The organism is Tepidimicrobium xylanilyticum, assembly GCF_900106765.1.
Classification (GTDB): Bacteria; Bacillota; Clostridia; order Tissierellales; family Tepidimicrobiaceae; genus Tepidimicrobium; species Tepidimicrobium xylanilyticum.
On sequence record NZ_FNNG01000007.1, the window covers coordinates 95855 to 110920 of the forward strand.

Here is a 15066-nt window from a genome sequence, read left to right on the forward strand (position 1 = left end):
CAAAAGATGTATATGTTAGTTTGTTAATTTCCATCAATTATATAAGAGGTGATACTTTGGAAAATGTACAAAATTTAACAAGAGAAGATATTTTAAAATTAGAAGCCAAATCAAAATCAGAAAAAATCCTTGACTATATTATAGCTCTTTCACCTACATTATTTGGGATAATTCACCTATTAGAATATCTGTTAGTCCCAAATTATGGGATCAATAAACATACTACTACATACGCCTATTTTATTGGTCTTTTAATTACTGGCGTATTCTTTTTCTTTATAGGTGGATTATCCAATAAAAAGATATTTGCCAAGCTTAGATTTAAAGCTCCTTTTTACTCATTTGTATTCTTATTATTGATGACTTATGATTATCTAACTTTAAAAACTGGAATCCTAATTCTCCCCTATTTCCCATGGGTAGATTTAGTTATAAATGCAGCATGGGCTGATAGAGTTTATTTATTGGATTGTGTCAAAAACTCTTTAATATTATTATTTACAGGATATTTCATAGGAGCGATTATAGGTCTTGTAACCGGAATACTATCTGGCTATAACAAAAAAGTACATTATTGGATAGCTCCTTTCATGAAATTACTAGGCCCTATTCCTTCTACAACTTGGATACCAGTGGTAATGGTTATAGCTTCTAGTTTATTCAAAGGCGCCGTATTTATTATTGCATTGGGAGTATGGTTTTCGGTAACTCTTGCCACAATGACTGGAATTCACAATGTTAACAATGATTATTTCGATGCTGCAAAAACTTTAGGTGCAAAGAATACTCAATTAGTTACTAGAATTGCTCTCCCAGCTGCTCTTCCGAATATTTTACAAGGATTAATACAAGGGATGAGTTCCGCATGTACAGCACTGCTTGTTGCAGAAATGTTAGGTGTTGAGTCAGGATTAGGTTGGTACATTTCTTGGCAAAAATCATGGGCTGAGTACTCAAAAATGTATGCAGCCATAATAATTATCTGCATTACATTTATAATAGTTAATTGGATACTTACAAAAGTCAAAAGAACTGTAATAAAGTGGAAGGAGGAGGTGACTTAGTGGCTGAAGAAAGTAATTATACTTTACAGCTCAAAGAAATTTGTAAATCCTACATAAGAACTGATGCTCAAGGAGTTACAGTTGCTTTAGAGAATGTTAATTTAAATATTAAAGATGGTGAATTTGTAACTATTGTAGGACCATCGGGTTGTGGTAAATCTACCCTATTAAGGCTTGTTGCAGGTCTAATTCCTCCTACTAAAGGAAGTATCTTGCTCAACGGCAAGCCCATAAAGGGCACAAGTCCAAATAGAGGCATCGTTTTTCAAGAACCCACTTTGTTCCCTTGGCTTACCGTTGAAGATAATGTATCTTTTAGTCTGAAAGTACAAGGTAAATATAAGGAAAAAAAAGAAGAGGTTGATAGACTAATTAATATCATTGGACTTGATGAATTTAGAAAATCTTATCCTCATCAATTGTCCGGAGGTATGGCTCAGAGAGTAGCACTAATTAGAACAATGATTAATGAACCCGAAGTATTTCTTTTAGATGAACCTTTGGGCGCTTTAGACGCCTTTACAAGAATGAATATGCAAGATGAACTTTTGATTATGTGGAAATCAAATCGCCACATTATGATTATGGTAACCCACGACATTGACGAGGCTATTTATATGAGTACCAGAGTAGTAACCATGGCTCCAAGACCAGGAAAAATAAAAAAGGACATAAGAATAGATTTGCCTTATCCGCGCAATAGAATGAGCGATGAATTTATAAATTATAGAAAAGAGATTATGGAAAATCTAAATTATTAATCAGGGGGATATAAAAATGAAAAAAATAATTACTTTAGTAATATGTATTATGTATTTAAGCTCAGTTTTAACAGCTTGTTCAAACAATGTACTTAAAGATAATTCAAATATTACCTCTTCAGAATTAATCAATGAACTCGATAAACCAGAAAAAACAGAAGAAGAATTGTGGAAAGAGGAACCAATGTATGGAAAAACTATTAAAATAGGTTATAATGGTGGATTTTGTACTTCAGCACCTGGAATTGCTAAAGTATTAGGATATTTTGAAGAAGAAGGTATTAATGTAGAAATAACTTCTGTTAATCAAGCCATAGACGCTACTGGCACTAATCAGGTACAGGTCACTACAGGACATATAGCTGCACTATTAGTGCCTACTATAAATGGGGTCAATATGATATTTACTTCAGGTGCCCATACAGGGTGCAAGTCGCTATATGTATTAACCGATGGTAATATTAACAGCACTAAGGACTTAATAGGAAAAACCATTGGAGTTCCTGATGGAATAGGTAGTAGTGACCACAATATAGGACTAAGATTTTTGAATCATGACAATATTGATATAAATGAAGTAAAATTTAAACCAGTAGAATCAAGTGCTGTAATCCTAGCTATGGAAAGTGGCGAAATTCAAGGTGCCATTTTATCAGACCAATTTGCTGAGAAATTTATAAAAGAAGGAAAAATAAAGTACATTAGATCGTTAACTTACGATGCAGATTTTCAAACGGAAGCATGTTGTGTTCATGCATTAAATGGTGATTTTGTAAAAGAAAATCCAATAACTGCAAAAAAGGTCACTAGAGCAATTAAAAGAGCAGCAAGATGGATGGAAAAAAACAAGAAAGAAGCTACTGAGTTATTATTTGAAAACAACTGGGTATCAGGCGAATTCGATTTGGTGTATAAATTGATGGATGCATGTTATTTTGGCATAGAAGATGAACTGACAGAAGCAACTCTCATAAACATAATAAATGACTATAAGAAATTTAATATTATTAATAGCAATGAAGATACTCAGGAATTATTGAATCGAGTATGGCACCCTATTTTGGGTGAAGAGGATAATGAGATTAAATAAAAGTAGTAAAGACTATAAATTAACAATCAGGCTTGAATTATTTATAACTCAAGCCTGATTCCATACAATAAGAACGTATTTGTTCTTATAATATAAATGTTCTGTAACAATTATAAATATGATTATGACCATTGATATTTTAACTATAATATCAAGGTGAAATTTTAACATCTTTGTTTAAATATTTAAAATCATTTCATACTGGTCTATAAAATTATCAAAACCTAATCTTTGAAGAAATTTAATGTTACTAACACACTTATCATCAATATTAAGAAAGTTCAAGTTCTGTGATTCAGTACACTGTATTAGTCTTTTCAAAATATTATGACCTATTCCTTTGCAACGATAATCCTCATGAACTGCTAACTGAGGTATATCACCAGTAATTCTATCAACTATTCCATATCCAACAGTCTTTTCATCAACTTCTGCAATAATTACTTCAAATAAATCAGAAACAGCCATTATGGAATCAATTGAGTTTTGCCAAGAAGGTTCAAAATCCCAAAAAGATTTAAATAACTCCCAATCTATTAGCTCAATATCATATGACTTATAGTTTATAGAAGAATCAGGAGCTTCTTTGATAAAATCCTTATCAATTCGAAAGCATGAAAGAGTTCTTGTAATCATAAAACCTTGCTTCTTGTAAAGATTAACTGCAGGTTCGTTAGATTGAATTACTTCAAGTAAATAATGCTCTATATTATTCTCATGAAGAAGACTTAAAACCTTGCTAAACATTTTACTCGTAATCCCTTGTTTTCGATATTCAGGGATTACTCCTGTTCCACAATCATAAACAGTAGTTTTGCCCCTCCAATTGCGAACTCCATTAAAAATAAATCCTATTAGCTCGTCACCTTTAAATGCACCTATAGAAAATCTAGACGAATAACCTCTTCTCTGTAACATATTATTAAACTTCCATAAAGGTAATTTCATTTCTACCTGATAGTCTGAAAAAGCCTTTATAAATGCAGAGTGTAAAATTTCAATATTCATATCTTCTAGCATTTTATAATTTAGCATATGCGATCCTCCCTGCTTTAAATCTATTTGAATTTCATACCTTTTAAATTTGTCTGATGAAGTATAACAGTAGGAATTACTCCACATATTATAGGATACATGACCATCCAAGAAGTTGCAATTCTAATGCCGATTGTAGTTAAATTCATATCCTCACCCTTTCGCAAAATACTGATTTTCTTCTCTGCCATGCCTTTAACTCTATTCACACATATATTCTATACTTTCATATGGAAATCTTCTTTGACGTTGTAGTATTTTGAACTCATTTTTGGTTAGCTCTATGTTTTCTCCATTATAAGTGAGAGTTCCGTCGTTTATATTTAAAATAGCTCCTTTACATTCAATTATCTGTCCATGGCTTGTCCAATTGTAATATTCTAGATTTTTACCTTAAAATCCTTCCTTTTGATAATATTCCCCAATATTATTTCACAATTCTATACATGCCAATATCGGGAAAACTTCCCGATGACTATACTCAGGTATTGCAAATAGTTTTATACATGGTAAAAAAATTTTGGGCTGCTTCTAGCTCTTCATCTGATAGTTGATTTGTAGATTCTATTTCCTTATATTCTTTCTCTTCATCCTCAAAGATATTCTTAGACCTAAATATATATACTAAATGTATGGCTTCATCTCTATTTAAATTTAAAGCCTTGAAAAATTTGATTCTATCGTTAATATAATAATTTGCTATTATGTGGGCAAATTTTTCAATATAAGCACCTGATATATTGTTATACAGGGATAGTGTTTTCGACATTTCTTGAATTCCCAAATCGTCAGACGACAAATGTTCAAATATTATATCAATATCCTCCAAACTTAATTCATTCCAATCGGCCCAATATAACTCTTCTAGTATCTTAAGCCTATCTTTTAAGGATAGATTAGTTTTATTTGAGAGTTCCGATATTTTTTTGCTCATAGATAGCTCTCCTTTATTTTTTTATTAATGATTTATATATATTTTACCCATTGCTTTAGCAACATCTTTCACAAACAAAAAACGCTAGAATTACCTAGCGTTTCAGATCTTCACTTATCTTTTCATTTTCTAAAGGTGTAGCATAATCTGATTGTTTTTTAAATTCTGCTACAGCCTTCTTGACTCTATTATATGATGCTAATGTTCCCGGACCTCCTATACATCCATTAGGGCATGCCATGCCTTCAAGAAGATATCCATCTTTCAATCCAGCCTTAGCAAGCTTCATTAGTTTTACACAATCATGAAGATTAGATGCAGACTCTATTTTTATTTCTCTAGATGGTTCGAGCAAACGTGCTGTTTCCTTTACAGCTTCAGCTACACCACCTGCTACTGCATATCCTCTACCTAGGCTAGAGGCATATTGAATTTCTTCATCGATTTCTATTTCAGATAATTCAATATCTTTAGCAACAAACATACCCATAAGTTCCTCAAAAGTTATAACGAAGTGTACATAATCTTTTACATCATCCCTCAAAGCTTCTAATTTCTTAGAAATACATGGTCCAATAAATGTGATAATTGCATCTGGATCCTTTTTCTTAATATACTTAGCTGTTTCTACCATAGGAGATGCAGAGTCAGATATATATTTATATTGTTCAGGAAACATTTTTTCTACCATCATCGTCCAGGAGTTACAGCAGCTAGTCCCCATAAAAGGATTTTCATTTGGAACTTTTTCTAAAAACTCCCTAGCCTCACGAAGGGTAGTTATATCAGCACCGAGGCTAACCTCTACTACATCCTTAAAACCAAGTTTTTTAATTCCTTCAAATATTTGCATAGGGCTTGCCAGTACTCCAAATTGACCTATAAATGATGGCGCAATAATTGCATACACATTATCTTTTGATTTTAAAGCTTTAATTAATTGAAAGATTTGTGATTTATCAGCAATTGCTCCAAAGGGGCATTGAGTAATACAACGACCACATGAAACACACTTTTCCTCATTTATCTTAGCTCTACCTAGTTCATCACTTTCAATAGCATTTACCCCGCATACCTGTGCACAAGGTCTATGATATTCAACAATAGCGCTATATGGGCAAGCTTCTTTACATTTTCCACACTTAATACATTTTTCCTTATCTATAATAGCTCTATCCTTGCTAATTGAAACAGCATTTACAGGGCATACATATGTACACGGATGAGCCAAGCATTTTCGACAATTATCTGTTACTACAAATGCTCTCTCAGGACATGCCTCACAAGCAAAAGTAATAACATTTACCAGAGGAGGAATAAACATCATTTCATCTACATTTACTTCTTCAATTCCATCGGTTACTCTGGTAAATTCACTTAAATGTCTTGCATCAAGTCCCATAGTCAATCTTAATCTCTCTTCAATAATTGCTCGTTCCCTAAATATATTTTCTCTGTACTTAGCTACCTCTCCAGGTATTATCTTATATGGAATTTTTTCTAATTCATTAAGATCAATATCATTATAAGCTATCCTTGCTATTTCAGCAAAAACCATTCTTCTAATATTTACAAGCTCAACATAACTTTCCTTCATTACTCGTCCTCCAAATCCATTTTTCTTCTGTAGATTCCTATTATATTACTTGCTTTTTTGTTTTAATATTTTCTCCATAACTATTTGACCGGTTGCATTATATACTACTTCATCATCTATAACTACAACAGGTGAAATATTACCCTTTGATTCTTTACAATAACCTAGGCATTTAACAACTTCAATATCAAGCTCCCTATCATTATACTCATCATCCCTACTAGTAAGCTTTTTCAAATCCTCAATCTGATCTAATAGATTCATAGCACCCAGTAGGGTACAATTGGAGCCCATGCACACTTTTACTTTCATTACTCTCCACCTCACATATAATTCTATGTTCATTGCCTATATATATATATATATATATATGAAATTTTTACTTATAATTTTATTATACAATATTCTAAATCGTCTTTCTAGTAATAGAATACTAATTTCTGGCAAGAGTCAAAGCATCTAATATCTTCAAATTTAGGGTCACTGAACTTATCAGCTTTTAACAATGGTGAACATAATTTTATATAAAAAACCCCTTGATTTAAGGGGTTTTAATTCTATTCCTCTCCAATTCAATTAGGCATTGGATAATATGCAAAACGCCATTATATCCTACAAAGGGAGTATAAGGATATATGTTGTATTTTGAAAAATTAGGGTTGGCAATTTGTAGATGAAGTTTAGATTTGTTATCTAATTTTAGTGTAGCTCCATCTGCTAGCAACAAGTATGAAGGAGTTGAACTTAAGTATTCTTCCAACCTTCTTTCATTTAAATCAATCTTAATTATATCCTTCCATTTTTCAGGTATTAAATTTTTAACCTCTTTACTTAGCTTATGTTTGACTATTATGCCTTCTACTTTAAGTCCCAATTCTTCAACTAAATTTGCTAATCCTATCACCACATCATAGTCTCCAACCAATATAACTGACTTATTTTTTATTTCTCTAACCATAAATTTATAGCTTGTTATATGTTTTCTTAATTCTTTAGTTTTTTTGTTGATATAATCTTCATTTGCAGTAATTCCCAACATTTTTTCAATTTCTCTTAACCAACGAGTAGTTCCTTCTAAGCCATAAGGTCTTCCATAATAATAATTCATATTGTATTCTTTTTGAAGGGTTGTAGCTGCTTTTAATCCTTCCCTCCTTAAAACTAAGTTTATTTGTCCTTCTGTTGTTTTCTCTATTTCATCTATGGAGGTATAGGCAGTAAATATAGTATTTATATTACAATCAAAAACATTTTTCATCAAACGCTTAATTTCCTCTGCATCGGACAAAAAATTAAAGGTATCTGCATTATTCCCTATAATATTATAACTTTGTAACTTCTTATAATTAGGCTCCTTCACAATTTCCTTACAAAGCATATTTAAAGTATTTTCTATCCCCAATGTATGGTTTCCGTTAAATCCTCCAGTGGTTATAGGTATTAGCTTTGAATTCACCTTAGGCTGCATTTCAAAGCAGATACTTTCAATATCTGTACCTATAATGGATGATATTGAAGATGCCATAACGAATATATATTTAGGTCTATATTGATTATCTATTTCCAATATGGCCTTTTCTAATCTATCCTGCTTCCCAAAGGCAATATCGGTCTCACTAATATGAGTTGTATATATATTAGCGTTATGGTCTGCATTTAACTGCATAAGTCCTTCTACAGCAAAATGGGTGGTTCCTGCTGGCCCAAACTCAATAACATACGCATCCTTTATGGTGCTCAATGTCCATATGGTACCCATTCTATCTGACGGTGTTGGAAAAAATTTGCATAACTCCATGTCTGTTACCCCCTTTTGCCATTAAGTTCATCATCTTTTCTTTTAGCTCTTGGTGTTCCCTTAAGGACAATAGTATTTTCTTTATTGAATCTATTGGTATTTCATAGCCAAGTTTTTTAGTTACTTCATCTAGGGTAACCTGAACAATATCTCTTTTTGCTAAATTCACTGGATTTTCATGACCTAAATAAAAATTTGGACTACACTCATCATATATATATTGCATAGGTGCTATATTGGCTATTCTGCTAACAAAAGGATCATAGCCGTAGGATTTTATTTCCCTCATGTAAATATGGTCATTTTCATACAGTTCTCTAACTTGTATCAAAATAGGCTCCATTCCTAAATCACATAAAAAACTGCTTACTTCAAAGGCCATCATAGGAGTGTTACCATATATAAATGTTTTACCTTTTAATTCAACTTTTGCTTCTTCAATTAAGCTTTTTAGTTCTTCTTCCTTATGCTTTAATTTTGATAATAAATCCACATTTAGAGTCTTCTCTATTTGTGAGTATTTTTCCCTTATTCTTTCTATGGTTAAATGCCTATCAAAATATACATAAGGTATATTAAACTTTTCTTTCATTTTTTTAGCCATAGATAAGGCTACAAAATCCGTAACTATATTTAAACTAGCCTTTGGTGCAAACTTCAACTCCTCTATTGTAGTTTTTGATGGTATTACAGAGTTTATTTTTATGTCTTCCTCAATTAGAAGCTTCATTAATTCAGTATTTTCAACCCCATACTGCCTATGCCCTAATATATTTATAGTATTTTTTTCTTGTTTACAATCTTCCATAAGGGTTATAAGCTCTTCTAATGTCCTTTCCATTCCTGGAATATGGCTATTACATTTAAAGTGTTCTGTTGGGACAACTAATATTTTTGCGTCTACTTTATCTTGTACTTCCTTACCTAAAGAAATAAAATCTTCCCCTATTACTTCTAGAACACAAGTAGAAACTATCATTATTCCTTTAGGTTTTATAATTTTATCAATTTCAAAAATAGCCTCTTTTATCTTTTGACCACAACCAAAAGTAATATCATGTTTGTTGGCTACAAGGGAATAAAAATTGTCCCTACCACATTGTCTTTGATAGGCAAAATCCTTTGCGTAATATGTACACTCCTGCGTTCCAACTACTATCACAACTAAATCCTCAATAAAAGATGCTATCATTGCTACTCCAAATAAAGGGCAATGAGTCCCTGGAAATATTGCATGGGATAAAGACTGTATATCTTCAGACTTCTCTATCTGAGATAATCTGGACAAATTGTCTATGCTAAACAGCTTCATATTTACACCTCTTTCTAAAACTTTTGCACACTCCTATAGGATGTATTATTATTTCTCCATTTAATAAATCCTTACAAACACAAACCTCAACATTATAAACATATCTAATTAAATCTTCTGTTAAAATTTCAAAAGGCTTACCTTCCGCTACTAATTTGCCTTCTTTTATAACAAGCAATCTATCGCTGTATTTTGCTGCCTGACTTAAATCATGTAATACCATAATAACAGTTAACTCCAGCCTTTTATTTAGTTCTTTAACCAATTCCATAACCTCTAATTGATGACAAATATCAAGGTAAGTAGTAGGTTCATCCAATAATAAAATCTTTGACCTTTGAGTTAGGGCCATAGCAATCCAAACCCTTTGTCTTTCTCCCCCTGATAATTCGGAAACCCTTTTATCCTCATATCCCTGTAGAGATGTATGAGTAATTGCCCATTTCATAATTTCATCATCTTCCTTGGTTCTTCTTTCATACCATTTTTTATGGGGAAGCCTTCCATAATATATTAGCTCTCTAACTGTAATATCCTCTGGATTTCTATTGTGTTGAGAAAGTGAAGACATCTTCTTAGCTAAATTCTTTATACTTATAGTGTTCATATCTTCCTTGTCTAAAAAAATAACGCCCTCTTTTTGCTTTATTAATTTAGATATTGTTTTAAGAATAGTTGATTTACCTGACCCATTTGGACCAATTATTGATACCATTTCTCCTTTTTTGATATGAAAAGAGAAATCATCTATTACTACTCGTTCCTCATAAGCTATTTTTAATTTTTTTGCCTCTACCATTATGCCCTTCTCCTCCTTAATAAATATAAAAAGAATGGACCACCTATAACTGACATAATAACGCCAACTGGCAATTCTACAGGTCTTGCAATAGTTCTTGCAAAGGTATCTCCTAATAGTAATAAATTGCTTCCCAAAATAACACTTAAAGGCAATAAATATTTATAATCAGAACCTATCAAAAGCCTTGATATATGAGGAACTATTAACCCTACAAATCCAATAATTCCAACTATGGCTGTTGATATGCCTGCTAAAAATACGGCCACCAATGATATTAATAATCTATACTTATTTATATCTACTCCTAAATTAGATGCCATTTCATCTCCTAGCTGCAATATGTTAGCTTTTCTAATACAAAGGATGCCTAAAATTATGCCAATAAAACTGTATAGGGCTAAAACTCTAACATCCGCCCAGGTCTTCCCACTAATACTGCCATTTACCCACATAAGGACTCCTTGAATCCTATCTGAATATAAAATAGAAAGTAGAGATGTGCCTCCACCTAAAATAGCATTAACCGCAACCCCAGCTAGTACAATCCTAACTGGCTTTATCCCATTTTTCCAAGCCAAGCTATATACTAGTGCACAGGCAATAGCTCCACCTAAAAAAGCTACCATTGGAACTAAATAAGTATACTGTGGAAATATGAGCATAATTATAATTGCAGCTAAACTAGCTCCAGAAGAGACCCCGGTTAAACCAGGATCTGCTAATGGATTTTGCATAACTGATTGAAGGAGGCATCCTGCTACAGCTAAGTTAGCACCTACAATTCCAGCAATTATAATTCTTGGTAATCTGACATTATACAAAATATTTTTATATGTTGTCATTTCATTGCTGAATAGTACTCTTAATATTTGAGAATAAGTATATTCAACACTTCCCATTCTTATGGATAATAAAGATATAAATAACAGGAAAATCAAACCCGCTAGGATAAAAATTCTCTTATCAATTTTCCTTATTTTAAAAATACTTTGCATGAGTATTACTCCTTTTCATACAATATTTTTGCCATTTCCTCTAAAGCTTTCATCACCTGCATATTTGCTGTTACACCAAAATATGTTGGATCTAGGTCATATACATTCCCACTCTTAACAGCATCTAAGTTTACCCAAAATCCTTTAGAGAATTCTGCATCAAAGGCTTTTTTACTTTCCTCTGGGTTCGCATGAGTAAGTCTTAATATTATATCTGGATTGAGTTCTGCTACTGTTTCTAAACTAAACGAAATATATGGTGCTGGACTTTGAGCCAGTGATGAAGCTATATTAACTCCACCTAATTTTTCAACTAAGCTTCCTGTATATGAATACTGTGTGGCTATCATAAAACTTTCTGGTGTACCAAATATTATTAATACTTCTGGCTTATCATCCTTCACTTTTGTTAATATTTCAGCTTCTCTATCTCTCATTTCCTTTATTAATTCATTAGCTTTCTCTGTCTTTCCTAGAGCTTCACCAAGCATTTCAATATTCTTGAACACATCTTCATAGGAATTGTTAGTTAAAAATATAAGCTCAATACCTTGACCCTTAAACATCTCTTCTATAGTTTCTTTAACATTTGCATCTGATATATATATGTCGGGTTCCACTGAAACTACTGCTTCCAAATCAGGCTTCATAGGATTTCCTATTCTTGGAAGATCCTTGTATCTTTCTGGTAAAGCTTTAGATGAAGTTGGTACTCCTACTAAATCAACTTCAAGGGCATCAAGTAATTCCGTTGCTGCGACCGTTCCAGCTACTATTCTTTTTCCTTCGACTTCCGGCACCTCTGTTACATCTTCTGATGCTGTTTCTTTTTCTTCACTAGCACCTGAAACTGCTTCAGTATTTTCATCTGATGCTTCCTCCATTTTATTACTCCCACATCCTACTAATAAAAGTGACATAATTAAAATTAATCCAATAATGAAATTAAATTTTTTCATATTACTCTACCTCCATAATTTTTTTTGCTAAATCCATGTAAATTGTTGCCATATCTGAATCCTTAAATCTTTCTATTACAGTTTGGCCATTGTTTTCTGCTTCCTGTACTAAGTAACTTCTCGGTATATAATGAAATATATTTGTATCAATCTCTTTACACAATTTTTCAACTAATTCTATTTCGTTTTCTACATTCTTAGCATTTAGTATTAAGCCCTTTAGTTCTGCATATCCTCTTGATTTAAATTGTCTTACAGCATTAGATATATTAGAAGCTGCGTACATGGACATCATCTCTCCAGAAGTTACTATATAAACTTCTTTTGCATACTGATTTCTAATCGGCATTGCAAAGCCTCCACAAACCACATCCCCCAATACATCATATATAACAATGTCAGGCTTATATTTTTCAAAGGCCTCTAACTCCTCTAATTTTTCAAAAGCAGTGATAATCCCTCTTCCAGCACAGCCTAATCCAGGTGTAGGACCTCCTGCCTCTACACATAATACTCCATTGTATCCCTCAAATACTATGTCTTCCAGTTGAATATCATCCCCCTTATCCCTTAACACATTTAAAACAGTTGGTATAAATTCCCCTTTCATAAGGTTTTTTGTTGAATCCGCCTTAGGGTCGCATCCTATTTGCATAACCTTATAGTTTAGGTTTGATAGGGCTGCTGATAAATTAGATACTGTTGTTGACTTTCCTATACCGCCTTTACCATAGATAGCAATTTTTTTCATTAAAAATCTCTCCTACATATAGTCTTTTATAATGTTTTTTACAAATTCTTGTGCATTTTTAAAGTCCTTTTCATCCGGATGACTTGCAGCATCCTTATGCTTTTTAATTCTTTCCTTTGTCATCATATGGACACCAGTTGGTCCCCCACTTTTTATAAACATTTCAGTTATTTGGGGATTGATTCTTCCCTGACAAAGGAAATTTCCTAAAACTTCGTTTTTATCATTTAAAATATTATTAGTGTTTTTTATAGTCTCCATTGCATGGGGAGAATCTGGATAGGCTCCTAAGGTACCGAAAGTAATTACTTTTTTTCCCTCTAGCCTTTCCATAAACTCATGCATTTCTTTATTAGGTTTTGCTCTATCAACCCAATAACCTAAAACTAAAAGCTCATCGTCTATTTCATGATTTAAATCTTTTAAATCATATATATCTGTACCTTCAGGCATTACCTCTAAAATCCGGTATGCAACCTTCTTCGTATTTCCTGTCAAAGAAGAAAATACTATGCTCATTTTCATCTGATTTTACCTCCATATTATTGATAATGATTATCAGTTTCGCTTAATATATTACACGAAATCTTAATAAGTTTCTCAAATATTTTTCTTTTTTTTCAAATTTATTTCTTATTTATTTTTTCACATGGATATGATATCATTATTTGTTGATAATGATTATCATTATAAAGGAGTGTATCCATTGACTAATAATATGTTTCATAGCCTACACTATCCCAAACCAAATTTAGATAATATCTATAATGTCTATGACTTTGAACTTAATTTCATTGAAAACATATTAGATGGAAAAATAAATAAATCATTAAAACTATATGAAGATTTCTTCTGTAAACATTCTGCTTACAATGTTATAGATATTAACAATCTTCAAAGTTTAAAAAGTTATATAATATCCCTTTCCCTTTTGATTTGTCACAGTGTTATAAAGCAGGGAGTATCTCCCTATAGCGCAAAAGCTAAATATCATGCTTTTTCTAATTTGATCGAGAAAAGTTTATCAAGAACTGAAGTTATTGATATAGGCAGGATCATGATACATGGATACATAGAGCAGGTAAGACAATATGCTATTTCTATTGACAATATTCATATTAGAAAAGCTGTTGACTACATTCATGATCATTTAGGAGAAAATTTAACTCTAGATGATGTAGCAAACCATGTGGGATTGAGTAAATGTTATTTCTGTACTCAATTTAAGAAGTGTATAAAAATAAGTTTTACAGATTATCTTACTCATGTACGCATTCAAAAAAGCAAATACCTATTATGCAATACGGATAAATCCATTCTGGATATAGCTATAATGGTAGGTTTCAACAGCCAAAGTTACTTTACAAGCCAATTTAGAAAACATACTGGACTTTCTCCTAAGGAATTTAGAAATAAAAAAGGTGCTATTGAGTCAAAAGTATAGAAGAAGCCCCTTTTAATTTTAATAAAAAGAGGCTTTCTTAATACTGTACTGGAATTTACTTGTTTATCCCCTATTCTTCTGCTGTTCCCGATTCATTGATTCTAAACTTTTTATTGTCACAATCTATCTCAGCTTCAACACCATAGGCTAGAATAAACATTAGTACTGTATGTCCAAAATTCATATTATACATTATAGGGAGATCATCTCCTTTTACTTTATCTCTCATTACATTTAAATATTCCGCTTTATATTTTTCATCCTGAATCTTACCAATAATTAGACCATTTATTCTCTCAAATATACCAAGAGCACTAAAAACTCTTAGATACCATCTTATATAATCTGGTGAACGTTTATCTTCACTAGTCTCTAGAAATAATATTTTATTCTCCCATTCTTTTTTTGCCTATCTCATATCGATATCTAAAATCTTTATCTCCTGCACCACCCCAAGATAAACTCAAAGTCGCTGCTGTATCCCCTCTTTTTAACTTTTTTAATTTGATCATCATTAGGTTTTG

18 protein-coding genes are annotated in these 15066 nt (G+C 32.0%); 4 read left to right on the plus strand and 14 right to left on the minus strand.

Going from position 1 to position 15066, the window contains the following annotated elements; all coding sequences use genetic code 11:
- The first annotated feature begins 56 nt into the window (after positions 1-56).
- From BLV68_RS08945 to BLV68_RS08955, 3 genes are read left to right on the plus strand one after another with little or no spacing between them, the layout of a single operon-like run.
- Positions 57-1064 carry an ABC transporter permease gene (locus tag BLV68_RS08945; protein WP_093752995.1) on the plus strand — a complete coding sequence of 336 codons (1008 nt, stop codon included), beginning with the start codon at positions 57-59 and terminating at the stop codon, positions 1062-1064.
- Positions 1064-1825 (plus strand): ABC transporter ATP-binding protein, encoded by a 762-nt coding sequence (locus BLV68_RS08950; RefSeq protein WP_093752997.1) that lies wholly within the window; start codon positions 1064-1066, stop codon positions 1823-1825. Before BLV68_RS08945 ends, BLV68_RS08950 begins: the two co-directional genes overlap by 1 nt.
- Before the next feature lie 16 nt (positions 1826-1841).
- Positions 1842-2915 (plus strand): ABC transporter substrate-binding protein, encoded by a 1074-nt coding sequence (locus BLV68_RS08955; protein WP_093752999.1) that lies wholly within the window; start codon positions 1842-1844, stop codon positions 2913-2915.
- Between the two features lie 177 nt (positions 2916-3092).
- On the opposite strand, the gene BLV68_RS08960 is transcribed toward BLV68_RS08955, so the two are convergent.
- The 12 genes from BLV68_RS08960 to BLV68_RS09010 all read right to left on the minus strand — a co-directional run bounded on the left by BLV68_RS08960 (position 3093) and on the right by BLV68_RS09010 (position 13623).
- Positions 3093-3950: a GNAT family N-acetyltransferase gene (locus tag BLV68_RS08960; protein ID WP_093753001.1), complete on the minus strand. Its 858-nt coding sequence runs from the start codon at positions 3948-3950 to the stop codon at positions 3093-3095.
- 23 nt (positions 3951-3973) lie between these two features.
- Complete coding sequence (locus BLV68_RS15255) at positions 3974-4141, minus strand: hypothetical protein (RefSeq protein WP_159428660.1); 168 nt, start codon at positions 4139-4141, stop codon at positions 3974-3976.
- 290 nt (positions 4142-4431) lie between these two features.
- Positions 4432-4884: a hypothetical protein gene (locus BLV68_RS08965; RefSeq protein WP_093753003.1), complete on the minus strand. Its 453-nt coding sequence runs from the start codon at positions 4882-4884 to the stop codon at positions 4432-4434.
- Positions 4885-4978: 94 nt separating this feature from the next.
- Complete coding sequence (locus tag BLV68_RS08970) at positions 4979-6481, minus strand: 4Fe-4S dicluster domain-containing protein (RefSeq protein WP_093753005.1); 1503 nt, start codon at positions 6479-6481, stop codon at positions 4979-4981.
- 45 nt (positions 6482-6526) lie between these two features.
- Positions 6527-6793, minus strand: coding sequence for an NAD(P)H-dependent oxidoreductase subunit E (locus BLV68_RS08975; protein ID WP_159428661.1), 267 nt, complete (start codon positions 6791-6793; stop codon positions 6527-6529).
- Positions 6794-7022: 229 nt separating this feature from the next.
- On the minus strand, positions 7023-8279 hold the full coding sequence (locus BLV68_RS08980) for a nitrogenase component 1 (RefSeq protein WP_093753009.1): 1257 nt from the start codon (positions 8277-8279) through the stop codon (positions 7023-7025).
- Positions 8242-9591, minus strand: coding sequence for a nitrogenase component 1 (locus BLV68_RS08985; RefSeq protein ID WP_093753011.1), 1350 nt, complete (start codon positions 9589-9591; stop codon positions 8242-8244). The genes BLV68_RS08980 and BLV68_RS08985 overlap by 38 nt, the downstream gene beginning before the upstream one ends.
- Positions 9578-10390, minus strand: a complete 813-nt coding sequence (locus BLV68_RS08990; protein ID WP_093753013.1) for an ABC transporter ATP-binding protein — start codon at positions 10388-10390, stop codon at positions 9578-9580. Before BLV68_RS08990 ends, BLV68_RS08985 begins: the two co-directional genes overlap by 14 nt.
- Complete coding sequence (locus BLV68_RS08995) at positions 10390-11388, minus strand: FecCD family ABC transporter permease (RefSeq protein ID WP_093753015.1); 999 nt, start codon at positions 11386-11388, stop codon at positions 10390-10392. The genes BLV68_RS08990 and BLV68_RS08995 overlap by 1 nt, the downstream gene beginning before the upstream one ends.
- Positions 11389-11393: 5 nt before the next feature.
- Positions 11394-12347, minus strand: a complete 954-nt coding sequence (gene isdE, locus BLV68_RS09000; protein ID WP_093753017.1) for a heme ABC transporter substrate-binding protein IsdE — start codon at positions 12345-12347, stop codon at positions 11394-11396.
- A 1-nt stretch (position 12348) separates the two neighbouring features.
- Positions 12349-13098, minus strand: a complete 750-nt coding sequence (locus BLV68_RS09005; protein WP_093753019.1) for a nucleotide-binding protein — start codon at positions 13096-13098, stop codon at positions 12349-12351.
- 12 nt (positions 13099-13110) lie between these two features.
- Entirely contained in the window at positions 13111-13623 is a 513-nt protein-coding gene (locus tag BLV68_RS09010) for a flavodoxin family protein (RefSeq protein ID WP_093753021.1), read from the minus strand.
- A gap of 181 nt (positions 13624-13804) precedes the next feature.
- Between BLV68_RS09010 and BLV68_RS09015 the strand changes: the two genes are divergently transcribed.
- Positions 13805-14542, plus strand: coding sequence for an AraC family transcriptional regulator (locus tag BLV68_RS09015; RefSeq protein ID WP_159428662.1), 738 nt, complete (start codon positions 13805-13807; stop codon positions 14540-14542).
- A gap of 70 nt (positions 14543-14612) precedes the next feature.
- Here BLV68_RS09015 and BLV68_RS09020 read toward each other — a convergent pair whose 3' ends face one another.
- Both BLV68_RS09020 and BLV68_RS16110 read right to left on the minus strand, forming a co-directional pair.
- Positions 14613-14927: a S66 peptidase family protein gene (locus BLV68_RS09020; RefSeq protein WP_327192044.1), complete on the minus strand. Its 315-nt coding sequence runs from the start codon at positions 14925-14927 to the stop codon at positions 14613-14615.
- A 1-nt stretch (position 14928) separates the two neighbouring features.
- Positions 14929-15057 carry a hypothetical protein gene (locus BLV68_RS16110; protein WP_268807626.1) on the minus strand — a complete coding sequence of 43 codons (129 nt, stop codon included), beginning with the start codon at positions 15055-15057 and terminating at the stop codon, positions 14929-14931.
- Positions 15058-15066 lie beyond the last annotated feature (9 nt).

What these genes read in the sequence shown, in the direction of transcription:
- isdE (WP_093753017.1), bottom strand. Translation starts at nt 12,347, where the DNA reads ATGAAAAAATTTAATTTCATTATTGGATTAATTTTAATTATGTCACTT.
- BLV68_RS08985 (WP_093753011.1), bottom strand. Translation starts at nt 9,591, where the DNA reads ATGAAGCTGTTTAGCATAGACAATTTGTCCAGATTATCTCAGATAGAG.
- BLV68_RS08970 (WP_093753005.1), bottom strand. Translation starts at nt 6,481, where the DNA reads ATGAAGGAAAGTTATGTTGAGCTTGTAAATATTAGAAGAATGGTTTTT.
- BLV68_RS09005 (WP_093753019.1), bottom strand. Translation starts at nt 13,098, where the DNA reads ATGAAAAAAATTGCTATCTATGGTAAAGGCGGTATAGGAAAGTCAACA.
- BLV68_RS08960 (WP_093753001.1), bottom strand. Translation starts at nt 3,950, where the DNA reads ATGCTAAATTATAAAATGCTAGAAGATATGAATATTGAAATTTTACAC.
- BLV68_RS08980 (WP_093753009.1), bottom strand. Translation starts at nt 8,279, where the DNA reads ATGGAGTTATGCAAATTTTTTCCAACACCGTCAGATAGAATGGGTACC.
- BLV68_RS08955 (WP_093752999.1), top strand. Translation starts at nt 1,842, where the DNA reads ATGAAAAAAATAATTACTTTAGTAATATGTATTATGTATTTAAGCTCA.
- BLV68_RS09010 (WP_093753021.1), bottom strand. Translation starts at nt 13,623, where the DNA reads ATGAAAATGAGCATAGTATTTTCTTCTTTGACAGGAAATACGAAGAAG.
- BLV68_RS08995 (WP_093753015.1), bottom strand. Translation starts at nt 11,388, where the DNA reads ATGCAAAGTATTTTTAAAATAAGGAAAATTGATAAGAGAATTTTTATC.
- BLV68_RS16110 (WP_268807626.1), bottom strand. Translation starts at nt 15,057, where the DNA reads ATGATGATCAAATTAAAAAAGTTAAAAAGAGGGGATACAGCAGCGACT.
- BLV68_RS15255 (WP_159428660.1), bottom strand. Translation starts at nt 4,141, where the DNA reads ATGGCAGAGAAGAAAATCAGTATTTTGCGAAAGGGTGAGGATATGAAT.
- BLV68_RS08965 (WP_093753003.1), bottom strand. Translation starts at nt 4,884, where the DNA reads ATGAGCAAAAAAATATCGGAACTCTCAAATAAAACTAATCTATCCTTA.
- BLV68_RS08990 (WP_093753013.1), bottom strand. Translation starts at nt 10,390, where the DNA reads ATGGTAGAGGCAAAAAAATTAAAAATAGCTTATGAGGAACGAGTAGTA.
- BLV68_RS08975 (WP_159428661.1), bottom strand. Translation starts at nt 6,793, where the DNA reads ATGAAAGTAAAAGTGTGCATGGGCTCCAATTGTACCCTACTGGGTGCT.